The 15,170-nt window shown below is 64.1% G+C and carries 12 protein-coding genes; 5 read left to right on the plus strand and 7 right to left on the minus strand.

Annotated features, from left to right (window positions below; translation table 11 throughout):
* Positions 1–136: 136 nt before the first annotated feature.
* From RT662_RS04255 to RT662_RS04265, 3 genes are read right to left on the minus strand one after another with little or no spacing between them, the layout of a single operon-like run.
* Positions 137–2,419 carry a PQQ-binding-like beta-propeller repeat protein gene (locus RT662_RS04255; protein WP_313669438.1) on the minus strand — a complete coding sequence of 761 codons (2,283 nt, stop codon included), beginning with the start codon at positions 2,417–2,419 and terminating at the stop codon, positions 137–139.
* A gap of 32 nt (positions 2,420–2,451) precedes the next feature.
* On the minus strand, positions 2,452–3,336 hold the full coding sequence (locus tag RT662_RS04260) for a ThuA domain-containing protein (RefSeq protein ID WP_313669440.1): 885 nt from the start codon (positions 3,334–3,336) through the stop codon (positions 2,452–2,454).
* Between the two features lie 52 nt (positions 3,337–3,388).
* Positions 3,389–4,390: a sugar phosphate isomerase/epimerase family protein gene (locus RT662_RS04265; RefSeq protein ID WP_313669442.1), complete on the minus strand. Its 1,002-nt coding sequence runs from the start codon at positions 4,388–4,390 to the stop codon at positions 3,389–3,391.
* A gap of 285 nt (positions 4,391–4,675) precedes the next feature.
* Between RT662_RS04265 and RT662_RS04270 the strand changes: the two genes are divergently transcribed.
* Positions 4,676–5,377 carry a response regulator transcription factor gene (locus RT662_RS04270; protein WP_313669443.1) on the plus strand — a complete coding sequence of 234 codons (702 nt, stop codon included), beginning with the start codon at positions 4,676–4,678 and terminating at the stop codon, positions 5,375–5,377.
* On the opposite strand, the gene RT662_RS04275 is transcribed toward RT662_RS04270, so the two are convergent.
* The 4 genes from RT662_RS04275 to ligK all read right to left on the minus strand — a co-directional run bounded on the left by RT662_RS04275 (position 5,363) and on the right by ligK (position 11,515).
* Positions 5,363–8,773: a PAS-domain containing protein gene (locus RT662_RS04275; protein WP_313669445.1), complete on the minus strand. Its 3,411-nt coding sequence runs from the start codon at positions 8,771–8,773 to the stop codon at positions 5,363–5,365. The two genes, RT662_RS04270 and RT662_RS04275, sit on opposite strands and share 15 nt — an antisense overlap.
* A 147-nt stretch (positions 8,774–8,920) precedes the next feature.
* Entirely contained in the window at positions 8,921–9,796 is an 876-nt protein-coding gene (locus RT662_RS04280; protein ID WP_313669446.1) for an amidohydrolase family protein, read from the minus strand.
* Complete coding sequence (locus RT662_RS04285) at positions 9,793–10,848, minus strand: 4-oxalomesaconate tautomerase (protein ID WP_313669448.1); 1,056 nt, start codon at positions 10,846–10,848, stop codon at positions 9,793–9,795. Before RT662_RS04285 ends, RT662_RS04280 begins: the two co-directional genes overlap by 4 nt.
* Positions 10,841–11,515 (minus strand): 4-carboxy-4-hydroxy-2-oxoadipate aldolase/oxaloacetate decarboxylase, encoded by a 675-nt coding sequence (ligK, locus tag RT662_RS04290; RefSeq protein ID WP_313669450.1) that lies wholly within the window; start codon positions 11,513–11,515, stop codon positions 10,841–10,843. The genes RT662_RS04285 and ligK overlap by 8 nt, the downstream gene beginning before the upstream one ends.
* A 96-nt stretch (positions 11,516–11,611) precedes the next feature.
* Between ligK and RT662_RS04295 the strand changes: the two genes are divergently transcribed.
* Genes RT662_RS04295 through ligA form a run of 4 tightly spaced genes read left to right on the plus strand, consistent with a single transcriptional unit; the run spans position 11,612 to position 15,168 of the window.
* The gene (locus tag RT662_RS04295) at positions 11,612–12,811 is read left to right on the plus strand and encodes a LysR substrate-binding domain-containing protein (RefSeq protein WP_313669452.1); all 1,200 of its coding nucleotides are present in this window, start codon (positions 11,612–11,614) and stop codon (positions 12,809–12,811) included.
* Between the two features lie 52 nt (positions 12,812–12,863).
* Complete coding sequence (locus RT662_RS04300; RefSeq protein WP_313669453.1) at positions 12,864–13,736, plus strand: DUF1932 domain-containing protein; 873 nt, start codon at positions 12,864–12,866, stop codon at positions 13,734–13,736.
* Positions 13,733–14,767 carry an amidohydrolase family protein gene (locus RT662_RS04305; protein ID WP_313669454.1) on the plus strand — a complete coding sequence of 345 codons (1,035 nt, stop codon included), beginning with the start codon at positions 13,733–13,735 and terminating at the stop codon, positions 14,765–14,767. The genes RT662_RS04300 and RT662_RS04305 overlap by 4 nt, the downstream gene beginning before the upstream one ends.
* A complete protein-coding gene (gene ligA, locus RT662_RS04310; protein WP_313669455.1) occupies positions 14,767–15,168 on the plus strand; it encodes a protocatechuate 4,5-dioxygenase subunit alpha in 402 nt (133 codons plus the stop codon). The genes RT662_RS04305 and ligA overlap by 1 nt, the downstream gene beginning before the upstream one ends.
* The last annotated feature ends 2 nt before the right edge of the window (positions 15,169–15,170 follow it).

Here is a 15,170-nt window from a genome sequence, read left to right on the forward strand (position 1 = left end):
CGCGGCGCGTCTGTGCACACCTTGTCGCGGCAAGTTAGCAGCCAAGCGCAGGCAACTCATCTAGACGATGGTGTAACAGGTTCGTACACAAGCCAGGTGATGCCGGCCGGCCACAGTTGCCGGCATCATCCCGTCGTCAGGGCAGTTTGAAGGTGACCAGCGTGTCGGCCATCTGTTTCTGGCCGACCGACGTGCCGCCGCCGGCCGCCACCACGACATATTGCTTGCCGTCGCTGCCCAGGTAGCTGATCGGCGTGGCGGCCGCGCTGGCATCCAGCGTGGTTTCCCACAGCTTGCGGCCCGTTTTGGCATCAAGCGCGCGCAGCCGGCGATCGTTGGTGGCGCCGACGAACACCAATCCGCCAGCCGTGGTGAGCGTGCCGCCGATATTGCTGCTGCCCGTGGTCAACCCTTTGGGGCCGATACCTTCGGTGGTGCCAAGCGGCACCCGCCAGGCGATCTTCTTCGCCTTCATGTCGACAGCAACCATTTCCCCCCACGGCAGTGCGCCGCACGACAGCGTGATATTGTCGGGCGTGGTGAAGGTGAACGGCTGGTTGCGACCACCCCTGGGCCCGCGCGGCCGTGGCGGCGCGTTGGCGCCCGGCGTGCCGGGCGCCGGCGGTGTCAGGTGCCCCATGCCCTGCGGTGCATCGGACGGCAGCGAGAAGGTCACCCGGTTCTGGATGGAGATGTAATAAAGCCCGGTGCGCGGATCATAGGCGCCGCCGCCCCAGTTCGGCCCGCCGACCGAGCTGGGATAGGTGACGACCGCGTGATCGGGGTGGCGGCGCGGCGTGTACAACGGGCCGCTGACGGTCTTGTATTGATCCCAGGTCGCCTGGCAGGCGGCCTTCATGCCGGGCACCAGATCGGGGATTTCATCGCGTGTCATCTGGGTGCGGGCGATCGGTTCGGGCCATTCGGGGAACGGTTGTGTTGGCCAGATCGAAGGATCAGGTTTGGCCAGTTGCGGCGTCGGGCGTTCGGCAACGCCGTTCAGCGGCTCGCCGGTGACGCGGTTGAACAGAAATACCAGGCCATGCTTGCCGGTCATCAGCACCGCCGGAATGGTCTTGCCGTCCTGCACATGATCCATCAGCACCATCGGGGTGGGCGCATCCCAGTCCCACACGTCCTGGTGGGTGATCTGCCGGCTCCACAGCAATTTGCCGGTGGCGGCATCAAGCGCCAGCAGCGAGCTGGCATAGGGCTGTGACCCGCCGATGGCCGCGGGGACGTTGGCGTCGCCGGTGCTGGCATAGACAATGCCGCGCTCGTCATCGACGCTCATCGTCGACCACACGTTGGCGCCGGTCACATCACGCCAGCTTGTGCCCGGCCATTGATCACTACCGGGTTCACCGGGGTGCGGGATGGTGTGGAATTCCCACACCTTGCGGCCCGTCCGCACATCGAAGGCGCGGATGTCGCCACGCGGACCGGGAGGACCATCTTCGCCGGGACGGCTGCCGGTGATGAACAAATTCTTGTGGATGGTCACCGGATTGGGAATTGTGAAGCTCGAGCGGCGGCTTTCACCAACCACTTCGGAGGCGACGCCGACATAGGCATCGATCTGCCCGCCCCAGCCAAAGCCCGGCGCCAGCCGGCCGGTGGTGACATCCACCGCCATGATCAGGCCGCCATCGGTGGCAAAGATGATGCGCGGCGCGGTTTCCGCGTCGCCGGGCCAATAGGCAATGCCGCGGCCGTGGATATTCAGGGGGCTGTCGTATTTCCAGATCAGCTCGCCGGTTTCCGGGCGCAGCGCCGTGATCGACGCCTTCAGGTTGGGTGACGCAGGCGATGAGGGGGTGGAGAAATACATGATGCCACCCACGATCAGCGGGGTGACTTCGAAACGGTAATCGAGGCCCTGATCGCCCTGGGGAACGATGCCGGCGCCATAATGATAGGTCCATGCCGGCGTCAGCTTCGCGACATTGGCCGGGGTCACCTGGGTGAGTGGCGAGAAATTCTGATTGGCGTTGCCGCCGCCATAGGCCGGCCACTGGCTGGGACCGCTGGGCCGCGGGTAGTTTCGTGCGGGCACTGTCGGCTGGGCGGCTGCGGCCTGCACGGCGGCACCGCTCGCAGGGGCAGGGGCAAAATGGGCCGCAAGATACTGCTGCGCCAGCTTGAGCTGGCCATCATCGAGCTGCGCGCCGCGCGCGACCATGTTGAGCAGTTGCGCGTTCCATTCCGCCGGCGTGCGCCGCTTGCCGAGCGCCAGTCCGATCGGATGGCATTGCGCGCAATTCTGCGCCACCAGGTCGCGGCCCGGCCCCTCGGGCAGCGTAAGCGCGTTGGCGGGGGCCTGCGACTGTGCCGAGGTCGCGGTCAGGGCGATCAACCCGGCGGTGCCCAGAAAGCCGGCGGCAATCAAGCTGATCGTGCGGTCGGTGCGTTGCATCATGAATCCACTTTGCTGCGTATTGCGATTGGTGATCATTGGTCTGGCGTCACATCGTGATCGACAAGGCCGAGCGCCCACTTGATGCCTTCAAGGTAGAGCGCCTGCGTTTTGGGGTCGTCGAGCAGCGCATCGTTGTGCCCGCCGGTCATGTTGAACACCCGGCCCTTGCCATAGGATTTTGCCCACACGATCGGGAAATAGCCGTCGCTGCGGCCGGCGCGTTTCACCTGTTCGGGGGTCATTCTGCCGGCATCCAGTTCGATGATAGTGTGCACATCGCCGCGCTTGAACACCGGCGTCAGGACCGGCCACTGATCTTTCCACAGGAAGCTCTTGCGTCCGAACGCGGCGGCCGACCGCCAGGCAGAATCCTTCACCTTTGCGTACATGCCAGTGGCCGGATATTCGCTGGCCATCATGCCACCGATCATCACGCCCCATTCCGGCCAGTTGTAGAAATTGATGCCCTGGGCATGGCCGACAATCAGGCCCTTGCCATCCTCCCGCACGAACGACAGCAGATCGGCCTTTTGCGCTTCCGACATCGTGCCTTCGCCGCTGCCTAGGATCATCACCGCGTCGAAATAGTTCAGATTGCGGATGTTGGTGTTGCCGCGGGCATAGCGCGCACTGGTGACGGTGATTGGTCCCTTGGTGATCATCTGGCTGTCGGTGCGCAGGAAGGTCACATAGACGCCGGCCTTGCGGCCAAGCTGTTCCAGCACCGCCATCGTGTGGTTGATGCTGTTGTGATGATAGCCCGATTGCACATCGGCAACGATCAGCAGCTTTTTCACGTCCGGATAAGGATCGCAGGGCGCGTTGCACAGGCCGCCGGGGCCGCCCTGCGGGCTTGCTGGCGGGGCGGCAGGCTGGGCATTGGCGGCAGAACCGGCCAGTGCCGCAGCAATCAACACGGCAAGTCGGCGGGGCATCGGCGTGGCTCCGGAAAATGGTGGGCGCGGCATGTCAGTCCGCCTTGACCGAGAAGGGCGGCGGTGGCGGTGTGGTCAGTGCCGCCGTCCACAGCCGTTGATAGAATTGCACGTCGCGTTGCAGCAGCGCGATGAAGGCGGCCTCGGGAATCGTCAGCTGCCATTTGCCGACATCGGTGCCGAGCATGTCGAAGGGTTGGGCTACCCCGGGCACCTGCACCAGATATTCATAATAAGTCTCCAGTGGGCCGCCGAAGCCGCTGGTCTGCAAATAGCGGAAGAAATCGCCGAAATTGACCATGCCTTCGCCCGGTGGCACCAGCCTTGTGCGCCACGGCCATTGGCCAGCCGGCACATTGTCCAGCTTCTCCCAGCGGAAATCCTTGACCGAAACCGAATGCAGATAGGGCCCCAGCGCCCGGATGCTTTCGCGCCAGCCGGTGCCGCCCTTGGCCATGACATGGCCGATATCGTAATTCAGGCCGATGAACCGCGGATCGATATCGCGCATCAGCATCCACAAGTCCCAGGCGCTGCCGCCGATCGAGTCGGCATAAGCGTGGGTGTGGAATGCGGCGGTGACGCCATAGGCCTCGTTCAGCTTTGCCAGGCGCTCGAGCTTGCGGCGGAAATCATCATATTGCGGCTGAAACGGCGCGTCATAGCGATACCGCGGCGCTGCGGCGCGATAGAGCCGGATGCCCAGCTTCTGCAACGTGTCCAGCGTGGCCTCTACGCCTTCGGACTGTGCATCGGCGATGCCGGTGATGACCATCGGCGTGGCCAGCCCGGCCGCCTGCGTGGCCTTGATGATGCGCGGCAATTCCGTGCGCACCGCGGCGGGATCGACATGGGCGCCGCGCCGGACGGTCCAGATGATGGCCGGGAACCCGGCGCGCCGCGCGACCTCCAGTCCAAGATCGGCGCTTGTCCATTGGAGGTGACGCGACACCAGCGCGAGTTGCGGGGCTTTTCTCAACGTGCTGGAGATGGCCGGCTGATCGGCGGCCGCACGGCGCGCCGGCAGCGCGGCCACAGAGGCTGCCAGCAGCGCAATCGCCTGGCGCCGTGTGTGTCCTAAGCCGCTGTCGCGCCCGCCCGTCAAATTTCCTGCCTCCCACCCCGCCAACCGGTAGCCCTTTTGTCGAGGACGTTCCCTGGCAAGCATGTCCGAACTCGTACGTTCAGGCTATGGCGGCACGCTACAGCAATCAATGGCGACGCGCCTTTTAGACCAAGGTGTAAGCTGCAAGACCGGCATCCGGCGTGCTTGCGCACTTGGGCGGTTGGCGTATGCTGGCACAAAGCGCTGAAACGGCGTGTGCTTCTGTGGGGAGATCCGATGGACGAGGCGGTGAGCCAAGATCGGCCGGCGGTACGCACGGCAGACCGTCCGCTGCGCGTCGTGCTGGCCGATGATCATCCGCTGGTATGCAAGGCCATCGGCGAAGTCGCGGCCTCCGTGCGTCCCGGCACCATGGTTGAAGAGGTCGAGTCCCTGGCGGCCTTGCTTGATGCGCTGAAGGCCGATCCCGATGCTGATCTGATCCTGCTGGATCTGCATCTACCCGATTGCAGCGGTTTCACTGGCATCCGCATCCTGCGCGACAAATATCCGGCCGTCCCGATTGCCATTATCACGGCGCTGCGCGATCAGGCGATGATTGATCGCGCCATCGCTCTGGGCGCTTCGGCCTTCATTCCCAAATCGACGCCGCTCAAAGATATCCGCGCCGCCATTGCGGCTGTGCTGGACGGGGAGATCTGGCTGCCAGCCCGCCATGAGGCCTTGGCAAACCCTGAAAGTCTGCTTGCCGATCTGACGCCGGCGCAGATGAAGATTGTTTCATGTCTCGAACGCGGGCTGCTCAACAAGCAGATTGCCTTCGAGATCGGCGTTACCGAATTTACCGTGAAGGCGCACATGACCGCTGCGTTCCGCAAGCTTGGGGTGAGCAATCGCACCCAGGCGATCATGGTGCTGCAGGAACGGCGTGCGGATCGTCGATCATACGGCGACTGACTGTGCGTCACGGCAGCGCGCGGCCTCCATCAGCACAGCGCGCAACCCGCCGGCGCCCAGCGGCTTGCGCAGCAGATTGACGCCCAGTTCATCGGCCAGCCGCCGGCCCTGATCGGTCACGTCCGATGTTAGCAGAATTCGCACCGCGATCCGGCTTTGCAACCCTGTTATCAGACTTGCGCCATTCATCCCGGTGCCCAGATGCAGATCGGCAAGCAACGCATCGAAATCGCCGGCCAGCGCCAGCGCGGCTTCTGCGGTGCCGGCTTCGGTGACCACGACGCCCCAACGACGCAGCAGCAGGGTCTGGGCGGCCAGCACATCAGGCTCATCATCCACGCAAAGCACGCGCAGGCCGTGCAATGTCGTGCCCGGTGCCGATGCATCACGCGCCAGCGACGGCGGCGCGGCCTGTTGCACCAGTACCGAAAACACGCTGCCTCGCCCTTGCCAGCTTTGCAGCGACAGGCGATGCCCCAGCGCCAGGCAGATGCGCTGGGCGATCGCCAGGCCCAGCCCGGCGCCGTGACCGGCGGTGCGGGTTTGTTCGAGCCTTGTATATTCGCGGAACACGATGTCCTTGGCCTCGTCGGGCACGCCGGGGCCGGAATCACGAACTTCGATCCGCAACCCATCGCCTTCGCGGCGCACGCACAGCAGGATGCTGCCCGCCAACGTGTAGCGGACGGCGTTGCCCATCAGGTTCTGCAGCACCGAACGCAGCAGATCAGGGTTGCTCGCCACCCAATGCGGCCCGCACGATACGTGCAGCCGCAGGCCTTTGGCGGCAGCCAGCGGTTCGAACTCGCCCTTCAGCGTGATCAGTAGATCATCAATCGCCACCGGGACGATTTCCGGCGTTTCGCCGCCGATTTCGATGCGCGACAGGTTGAGCAGCGCATTGAGCAGCCGATCGGCCGCCTGAATGGACAGATCGGCCCGGCTGATGATGGTGTGCAGCCCGGTGCCCGGTGCGGCATCATCAAGGCCAGTAGCCAGATAGAGCCGGGCGGCGTGCAGCGGTTGCAGCAGATCGTGACTGGCAGCGGCGACGAAACGGTTCTGTGATGTCACCACCCGCTCTGCGATTTCGTTTGCGTGGGCCAGCGCCTGGTTGGCCAGAGTCAATTCCGCCGTTCGCGCTTGCACGCGCTGTTCAAGTTCCTCGTTGATGGACTGCATCGTGCGTTCGGCAGTCCGCACCTCGGTCACGTCGGAAAAACTGGTGATATACTCGCCGCCCGCAAGCGGCTTGCCGACGATGCGCAGCGTGCGACCGCCGGACCAGCGAGTTTCAAAGGTGCGCCCCTCACGCTGCTGCATCCCGCCCATTCGTTCCGACACCATCATCGCCTGTTCTCGCGGGCCCAGCCCTTCGATCGATGCCGACAAGGCAATCAGTTCAACCAGCGGCCGGCCGACATACACCTCGCCGGGCGGAAAATTGAACAATTGCAGATAGCGTGCGTTCCACGCCACCAGCTTCAGATCGCTATCCACCACGCTGATGCCATGATCGATGCCGTTCAGCGCGGCATGGACGATATCTCGACTGAACTGCACAGCCTGCGCCGCTTCATCGAGGAAATGATTTACATCGGCGGCCGCGCCGCGCTGCCCTGCCAGCGCCAGCCCGATGACGTTGCGCGCTGATGATGCACCGATCGCGCCGGCCAGCATGCGTTCGGCGATCCGCGCCATCATCGGGGTGACTGGCTGATCATCGTTCAGGGGCCGACCCTGATCCCGCACAAAATCGGCAAGCCCCTGCGCTGCGTCGGTAGATCCAAGGAAATGGTGCAGCAGTCGTCGCAAATCTCCCACGGTCAGTTCGAGACCCCGGGGTTCGTTGGCTGCGGCCGGCGTTGCCCCGCGCATAAATGCATCAGCCTGAATGGCATCGATCAGGCTGGGTTGGCAGCGCAGAGACACCGCGACATAGATCAGCAGATTGGCCAGCAATGACGCGCAGACCGCCAGATCGAAGGGATCGGGCATTGGCGGCCAGCCCCCCGGCAAGCCTGGGCCACCCATTTGCGGCAGCACGACGCCCCAGCCCCAGATCGCCATGCCGCATATTATGCCCCAGAACGCGCCGGCTGCGTGCCCGCGCCGCCAGAGCACCGCACCGATCAGGCCCGGCACGATCTGCGCCGACGCTGCCAACGATGTGAAACCCAATCGCGGCAGATCGGTATCAGCAGGCATTGCCAGGAAATAGAAATAGGCCAGCATCAGGATCACCACGATCGCCGCGCGCCGCACCGCAACGATGAAATCGCCGATGTTGCGTTCGCTGCGCAGGCCTGGCCGCAGCCGCGTCAGCCAAGGGAGGATCAATTCGTTGGTGATCATTGCCGACAGGGCAATCACCTCAACCATGACCATTGCGGCACCTGCCGAGAATCCGCCCAGAAAAGCGATGGTAACGATCAACGGGTCGCCGAACGCTATCGGCAGCCGCAAAACTGCCATATCGGCATCGCCCATGCCCAGGGATTTTCCGGCAACTGCAATCGGCACAATGGCCGCCGCCCACAGCAGCATATAGGCTGGGAAGATCCAGCGCCCGGATCTCAGATCGGTCATGTCCTCAAGCGTGACGAAGCCGACATGGAACACGCGTGGCAGGCTGAACATGGTGACGGTGCACAAGATGGTGGCGATCATGAAACTGGGGCCGATTGCCGGCCATTGCGCCAGTCCGCCAAAAACGATCGGCTTTCCGCTGCTGCCGATCATCACCAGCGCCATGGTTGCCACCGTGATCAGCGCCGCGATCTTCACCAGCGATTCGATCGCGACCACCCGCGTCAGGCCGCGATTATGCTGGGTGAGCGACGGCCGCCGTGCGCCGAACAGCATGGCAAGCCCTGCCAGAACGGCCACGATAAACGGCGCGGTAAGCGCTGGCGCCGGCGATGCAACCACGATTCCGGCGGCATGCGTAAGCGCCACCAGTTGCAGCGCCATGTAGGGCAGGGCACCTATCATCGACACGCAAGCAATCAAGGCGCCGAGCGCACGATCCTTGCCATATCGGGACGAGATGAAATCCGCGACCGAATTGACATTCTCGCGGCGGGCAACCGCGGCGATCTTGCGCCATAGTGGAAACAGCAAGGTGAGTGCGATGATGGGGCCCAGGGTATTGGGCAGATATTCCCAGCTGCCGCGTATGGCGCTGCCGATTGCGCCAAAATATGTCCAGGATGTGCACAGCACGCTGAGGGACAGAGCATAGCCCAATCCGCGCCACAGATTGCGCCCGGGTGCGGGCTCGCTGCGATCCGCGGCCCTCGCCAGGACCAGCAGCAACCCAACATAAGCGAGCACGACCAGCAACAGGATCGCGCCATCCGGCAAGGCCTGCCAGTTTACCTCCCGCTGTTCCATCTGTGGCCCCTGATCACGCGCTGATCACGCAGTATAAGGACAACGACGATCATCACCATCGTGCAATGCCGCCTGTCCGCAAACCTCGAATGTCCGCAGACGTTGGAGTGATCCGCAGGGACCTGACGCTGGCGCCTCGGCGACTGCTCAAACGTCTTCGTTCGGCCAGTAAAGCTGCATGGGATTGTCGACCAGCAGAGACTGTTGCAGGGCAGGCGTCGGGGCAATGCGGGGGATCATGTCAACAAGCGCGCCGTCGTCGGGAATGGCCTGTTCCATATTTGGATGCGGCCAATCAGTGCCCCACAGAACGCGGGCCGGATAATCCGCCACCAGCGGCGCCACGGAGCGGGCGAAATCATCCCAGGGCTGCGTATCGAGCCGGTCAGGGCAGGTCACCTTCACCCAGATGTCGTCGCGGCTGTCGAGCAGCGCCCGCAGTGCCGTCATGTCGGCGCCATGCGGCCCCTGCCTGACATCTGGCCGGCCCATGTGATCAATGACGATGGGCACCGGCAGCGCATCCAGAAACGGGCGCAGTTCGGCAAGAATATCCGCCTCAAAATAGACGACAACATGCCAGCCCAGTCGTGCAATGCGCTGCGCCACCGCGAGAAACTTGTCCTTGGGCGCATCATCAACAAGGCGCTTGAGGAAATTGAAGCGGATGCCGCGGATACCGCCGGCGTGCAAAGCATCGAGTTCCTTGTCACCAATGTCTGGGTCCACCACCGCCACGCCGCGCGCACGGCCGCCGGATGCGGCGATCGCGTGCAGCGTGGCGGCGTTGTCGGTCCCGTGGCAACTGGCCTGCACGATCACATTGCGCGACAAGCCCAGCCGGTCGCGCAGCGCAAACAACATTTCAGGACCGGCATCTTCAGGCAGATATTTGGCTTTTGCACTGAACGGAAACTGCGCCATCGGTCCGAAAACGTGGCAATGCGCATCCACCGCGCCCGGCGGTGGCACAATGCGCGGCACGGACGGCGCGTCGGTCCAGCTTTTCACCCGTGCGTTCATGCAAACACCTTTCCGTCCATCAGCAGCCTTGCCGTGCGCAACATGCCAGCTTCCACCACTTGGCCTGCATCGTCCACGGTGACGATACACTCCGTCACCCCGGTGGGATGTTCGATCACGATCGTCTTGATCGAACCGGGCGGTAGATTGGCCACGGCAGCAGCAGGACTGCCTGGCAGCAATGCGGCCGTAGCGACACTGACAGCACCCAGAACACCAATGCCGGCGTGGCAGCGGTGCGGGATGAAGCTGCGCACAGCGAGACTGCCCCCCGCCGCCGGCGGCGCCACCAACATCATTTTCGGTACCGATTTGTCTGTCACGTCACCCAGGTTCATCAACGGCCCTGCTGCCAGCCGGATCGCTTCCAGCCGGGTCTTCAGTCCGGTGTCTGTGTCCAGCGTTTCCCGGCTTTCGTGACCGGTGATGCCCATATCTTCGGCCAGAATGATGATGCAGGGCATGCCGTTGTCGATCAGCGTGACCTTGGTGCCGGCCACGTGATCGACCAGATTGCCAGTCGGCAGCAGCGCGCCGCACGTGGAGCCCGCGGTGTCGCGGAACATCAACGCGATGGGCGCGGCGGTGCCGGGCACGCCATCGATGGCAGCATCGCCGCTGTAGGTCACGCGGCCGCCGGGTGTCTGCACCTGCGCCACGGCCACCTGACCGGTATTTTCCATGAAGATCGCAACCGGCGTGACGTCTGCGTTCGCTGCCACCAGCCCGCGCTCAATGGCAAACGGGCCAACTCCGGCAAGAATGTTGCCGCAATTTTGGCCATCGCTGACGATGGCTTGATCAACGAACACCTGCAGGAACAGATAATCGACATCGATGCCCGGCCTGTCTGACCGGCGCACCACCGCCACCTTTGACGTGAGCGGATCGGCGCCGCCCATCCCGTCGATCTGGCGCGGATCGGGCGAACCCATCACCCGCAGCAGCAGCGCATCGCGGGCAGCCGGATCGGCCGGCAGATCTGCAGCCAGAAAATAGCCGCCCTTGGAAGTGCCGCCACGCATCCAGAGGCAGGGCACAGGGTCAGACATATTTCAGGCCCATCTCCGCAAGCTTGTCGCGCATTGCATAGATATCGAGACCGAGTTCACCGGCGGCCAACCGGGCGCGCTTGCCGGCTTCTGCGGCTTCGCGCGCCTGTGCCTTGACCAGCACAGCGGCGGCATCGGCGCGCGGGACGACGCAGACGCCGTCGTCGTCAGCGACGATCACATCGCCTGCCTGGATCAATGCGCCGGCACAAACGATCGGCACGTTGACGCTGCCCAGGGTGGCCTTGATCGTGCCTTGGGCAAAAATGGCGCGCGACCACACCGGAAAGCCCATTTCCTGCAGGTCTCGAACGTCGCGCACGCCGGCATCGATCACGAGCCCCCGGCAACCACGGGCCTGCGCCGAGGTGGCCAGCAGATCACCAAAATAGCCGTCTTCACAAGGAGATGTGGGCGCAAGTACCAGGATGTCGCCAGCCTGCAATTGTTCGATTGCAACGTGCAGCATCCAATTGTCCCCCGGCGGGGCGGAGATGGTGACCGCACTGCCGGCAATGCGACTGCCGGGGTAAATCGGCCGGAGGCGCGAGCCCAGCAGACCGGTGCGGCCCTGCGCTTCGTGGACGGTGGCGACACCGGCGGCGGCAAGGCCGTCCATAACGGCGGCATCTGCCCGTTCGATGTTTTGAACTACAATTCCGGCCATGACTGACTCCCCGCTTTGGCGATCCGGCTGCCGCAACTGGTGGCGGCGGCAAAGACGGATTTGCACATTGCCCATAAGACATGGTTAAGTCTGGTGGTGGAGCTTTTGTATCAGCTGAACCTGCGCCATGTGCGCGCGCTGCCGATTGTGGCGGCGGCTGGTGGCATGAGCGCGGCGGCCACGCGTATCGGCATCAGCCAGCCGGCCCTGGCGCAGGGTCTGGCGCAACTGGAGCGCCGATTGGGGTTGCGCCTGTTCGATCGGCATCCCGGCGGCATGGTGCCGACTCCGGCCGGGTCGGTGCTGGTGCAGCGCATCACGGCAGCGGAACAGTGGCTGGCAACGGCGTTGGCGCGTTCAGGCCGGCGCGGTTTCAACCCGGTGAACCATCTTTCGATGGCGCAGATGCGCGCCTTCATCACGCTGGCCGATGCCGGCAGTTATGTTGCCGCTGCCGCGATACTGGGCCTTTCGCAGCCGGCGCTGCACCGGGCCGTGGGCGAACTGGAACGACTGGCCGGCTGGGCCATGGCAGAACGACGCGGGCGCGGCGTGGCGCTTACCGCCGCCGGGCGGGCGCTGGCACGCCAGTTTCGCCTGGCTGCCGCCGAACTGGCGGCCGGGCTGGAGTCGCTGTTGCCTGCCGACGCGTCGGTGCGTCTGGTGGTGGGGGCCATGCCGCTTTCACGGGCGCGCCTGTTGCCGGCGGCGCTAGCCCGCGTGCTGCCCGCCTTTCCCGGCATCAAGGTTGATGTGGTGGAGGGCGCGTGGACCGACCTGGTGGAACCTTTGCGAGACGGCGCCATCGATTTGATGATTGGCGCACTGCGCGAACCGTCACCGCCGGATCTGGTGCAATGGCCGTTGATCGAGGATCGTTTGGCCGTGATCGCCAGAGCAGATCATCCGCTTGCGGGCCGTGCCAGCACAGCGCCAGATCTGGCACAATATCCGTGGATCATCGGGCGCGAAGGCTCCCCCTTGGCGGCGCAATGGTACGCGCTGTTCGCGACCGCGCCGCCGCCAGCACCAGTGGCCTGCGGTTCGGTAATGACCATCCGCGAACTGCTGTCGGCCAGTGATTGCCTCACCTTGCTGTCACCCGATCAGGTGCGGGTCGAACTTGATGCGGGGCTGTTGGTGGCGCTGGAAACAGATCTGCCATTGATCCCCCGCCGCATTGGCGTCGTGCTGCGTGAAGGCTGGCGGCCCAGCCCGGTGCAACGGCGCTTTCTGGCGGAGCTGGCAGAGGTTGCAGGCCCGGCATCTGCTGCATCACTTCCGTTTTCCGAATAGCGGCACGTCACAACCTATTTGCCCACGTGGCAGCGTCCGGTATCGCCGCTCCATGGACGGTCTGACTGATGTGCGCCTGATTGGCTTTGGCGAGGCTGCCATGGCCTTTGCCGGCGATGGCGCGCCCTGGGCAGCGACCGTGTTCGACATCAAGACCAATGATCCCAGCCAGCGGGCCCAAAAGGCGGCCGATTATGCTGCCAATCGTGTCACGGGCGCAGACGGCGTGGGCCCGGCGGTGACCGGCGGTGACATCGTGGTTTCGCTGGTGACGGCCGGGCAAGCTTTGGTGTCCGCACGATCGGCTGCGCCATTTCTGGCCCCGGGCGCATTGTATCTGGACATGAACAGCGTCGCCCCGGCCACCAAATTGGCAGCCGCCGCGGCAATTGCGGCAGCCGGCGGCAACCATATCGATGTCGCGGTGATGGCACCCGTGCATCCGGGCCGGCGCGCGACCCCGCTGCTGCTGTCTGGCCCGGAAGCGTCGGCGGCAGCGGCGGCGTTGGCGGTGATGGGGTTCAGCAATGTGAAGATTGTCGGCAGCCAGACAGGGCAGGCCAGCGCCATCAAGATGATCCGTTCGGTGATGGTAAAGGGCATGGAGGCGCTGGCAGCCGAATGTGCGGTGGCGGCACGGCGCGCCGGCGTGCTGGATGAAGTCTTGGCGTCACTGGGGCCGGGCTGGCCGGCAGATATCGCCTATCGGTTGGAACGCATGACCAGCCATGGCGGCCGCCGCGCGGAGGAAATGGCCGAGGTGGCTGCCACGCTGTCGGCACTTGGCGTGCCGCCGGCGATGGCAAGCAGCACGCAAGGTTGGCAGGATCGGTTGGGGCGCATGGGCATTGCCCCTGATCTGGATGCGGATACACGGCTGGCGGCGATCGATGACGCGCTGGGCAACAAAAGGAATCCCGCATGACAAGGCAGCCATTGGTAATCGATTGCCACGGCCATTACACCACGGCGCCGGCAGCGCATGATGCCTGGCGCGAGGCGCAAAAGGCCGCTCACAAGGCTGGGACGGCGACCCCGCCCTATCCGGCGATCAGCGACCATGAGATTCGGGAGACCATCGACAAGAACCAACTGCGCCTGATCCGCGAGCGCGGGGCGGACATGACGATCTTTTCGCCCCGCGCCAGTGCCATGGCCCCGCATGTTGGCGATCAATCGGTGGCGGTACCGTGGGCGCGGGCCTGCAATGATCTGATTGCGCGCGTTGTTGGCCTGTATCCGGATGTGTTCGCCGGCGTTTGCATGCTGCCGCAATCGCCAGAGGCCGATCTCGCCAGCGCCATCACTGAACTGAAACGCTGCGTTACCGAACTCGGCTTCATCGGCTGCAATCTCAATCCCGATCCCGGCGGCGGCCATTTCCGTTCGCCGCCGCTCACCGATCCGTTCTGGTTCCCCTTTTATGAGGCGATGGTGGAACTGGACGTGCCGGCCATGATCCATGTTTCGGGCAGCTGCAATCCGGCAATGCACGCCACCGGCGCCTATTACATCGCTGCCGATACCATCGCGTTCATGCAATTGCTGGAAGGCGATCTGTTCAGCCGTTTCCCCACCTTGCGTTTCATCATTCCGCACGGCGGCGGCGCGGTGCCCTATCATTGGGGACGCTATCGCGGGCTGGCCGACATGTTGAAAAAGCCCGATCTGTCAGGCCATCTGATGAACAACGTGTTTTTCGACACCTGCGTCTATCACCAGCCGGGGGTGAATTTGCTGGCTGAGGTGATCGACCCGAAAAACATCCTGTTCGGCAGCGAAATGGTGGGCGCGGTGCGCGGCATCGATCCCACGACCGGGCAATATTTTGACGACACCAAACGCTATGTTGATGCCCTGCCGATCAGCGCTGATGCGCGCGCCGCGAAATTCAAGCACAACAGCCGCCGGGTGTTCCCGCGCCTGGATGCGAAATTGAAGGAGCGCGGCCTGTGATGACGGATATTCACCAGTATCTGGCCGAATTTGACGATATCCCCGGCACCCGCGTCTACACGGCGGCGCGGGCGCGCAAGGGCTATCATCTCAACCAGTTCTGCATGAGCCTGATGAAACCCGAAAACCGGGCGCGCTGGAAAGCCGATGAGGCCGCCTATCTGGCCGATTGGCCATTGACCGACGATCAACGGGCAGCCGTGCTGGAGCGCGATTACAATCGGCTGCTGGATCTTGGCGGCAACATCTATTTCTTGGCCAAGGTTTTTTCCACCGATGGCCTGTCCTTCGTCCAGGCCGTGAGCACGATGACGGGGATGAGCGTGGCGGATTATCAGGCGATGATGCTGGCCGGTGGGCGTTCCCCGCAGGGCGTCCGGTCGATCCGGGAAGGAAACTGAAC

The sequence above is a fragment of the Sandarakinorhabdus sp. genome, from assembly GCF_032115815.1.
Classification (GTDB): domain Bacteria; phylum Pseudomonadota; class Alphaproteobacteria; order Sphingomonadales; family Sphingomonadaceae; genus Sandarakinorhabdus.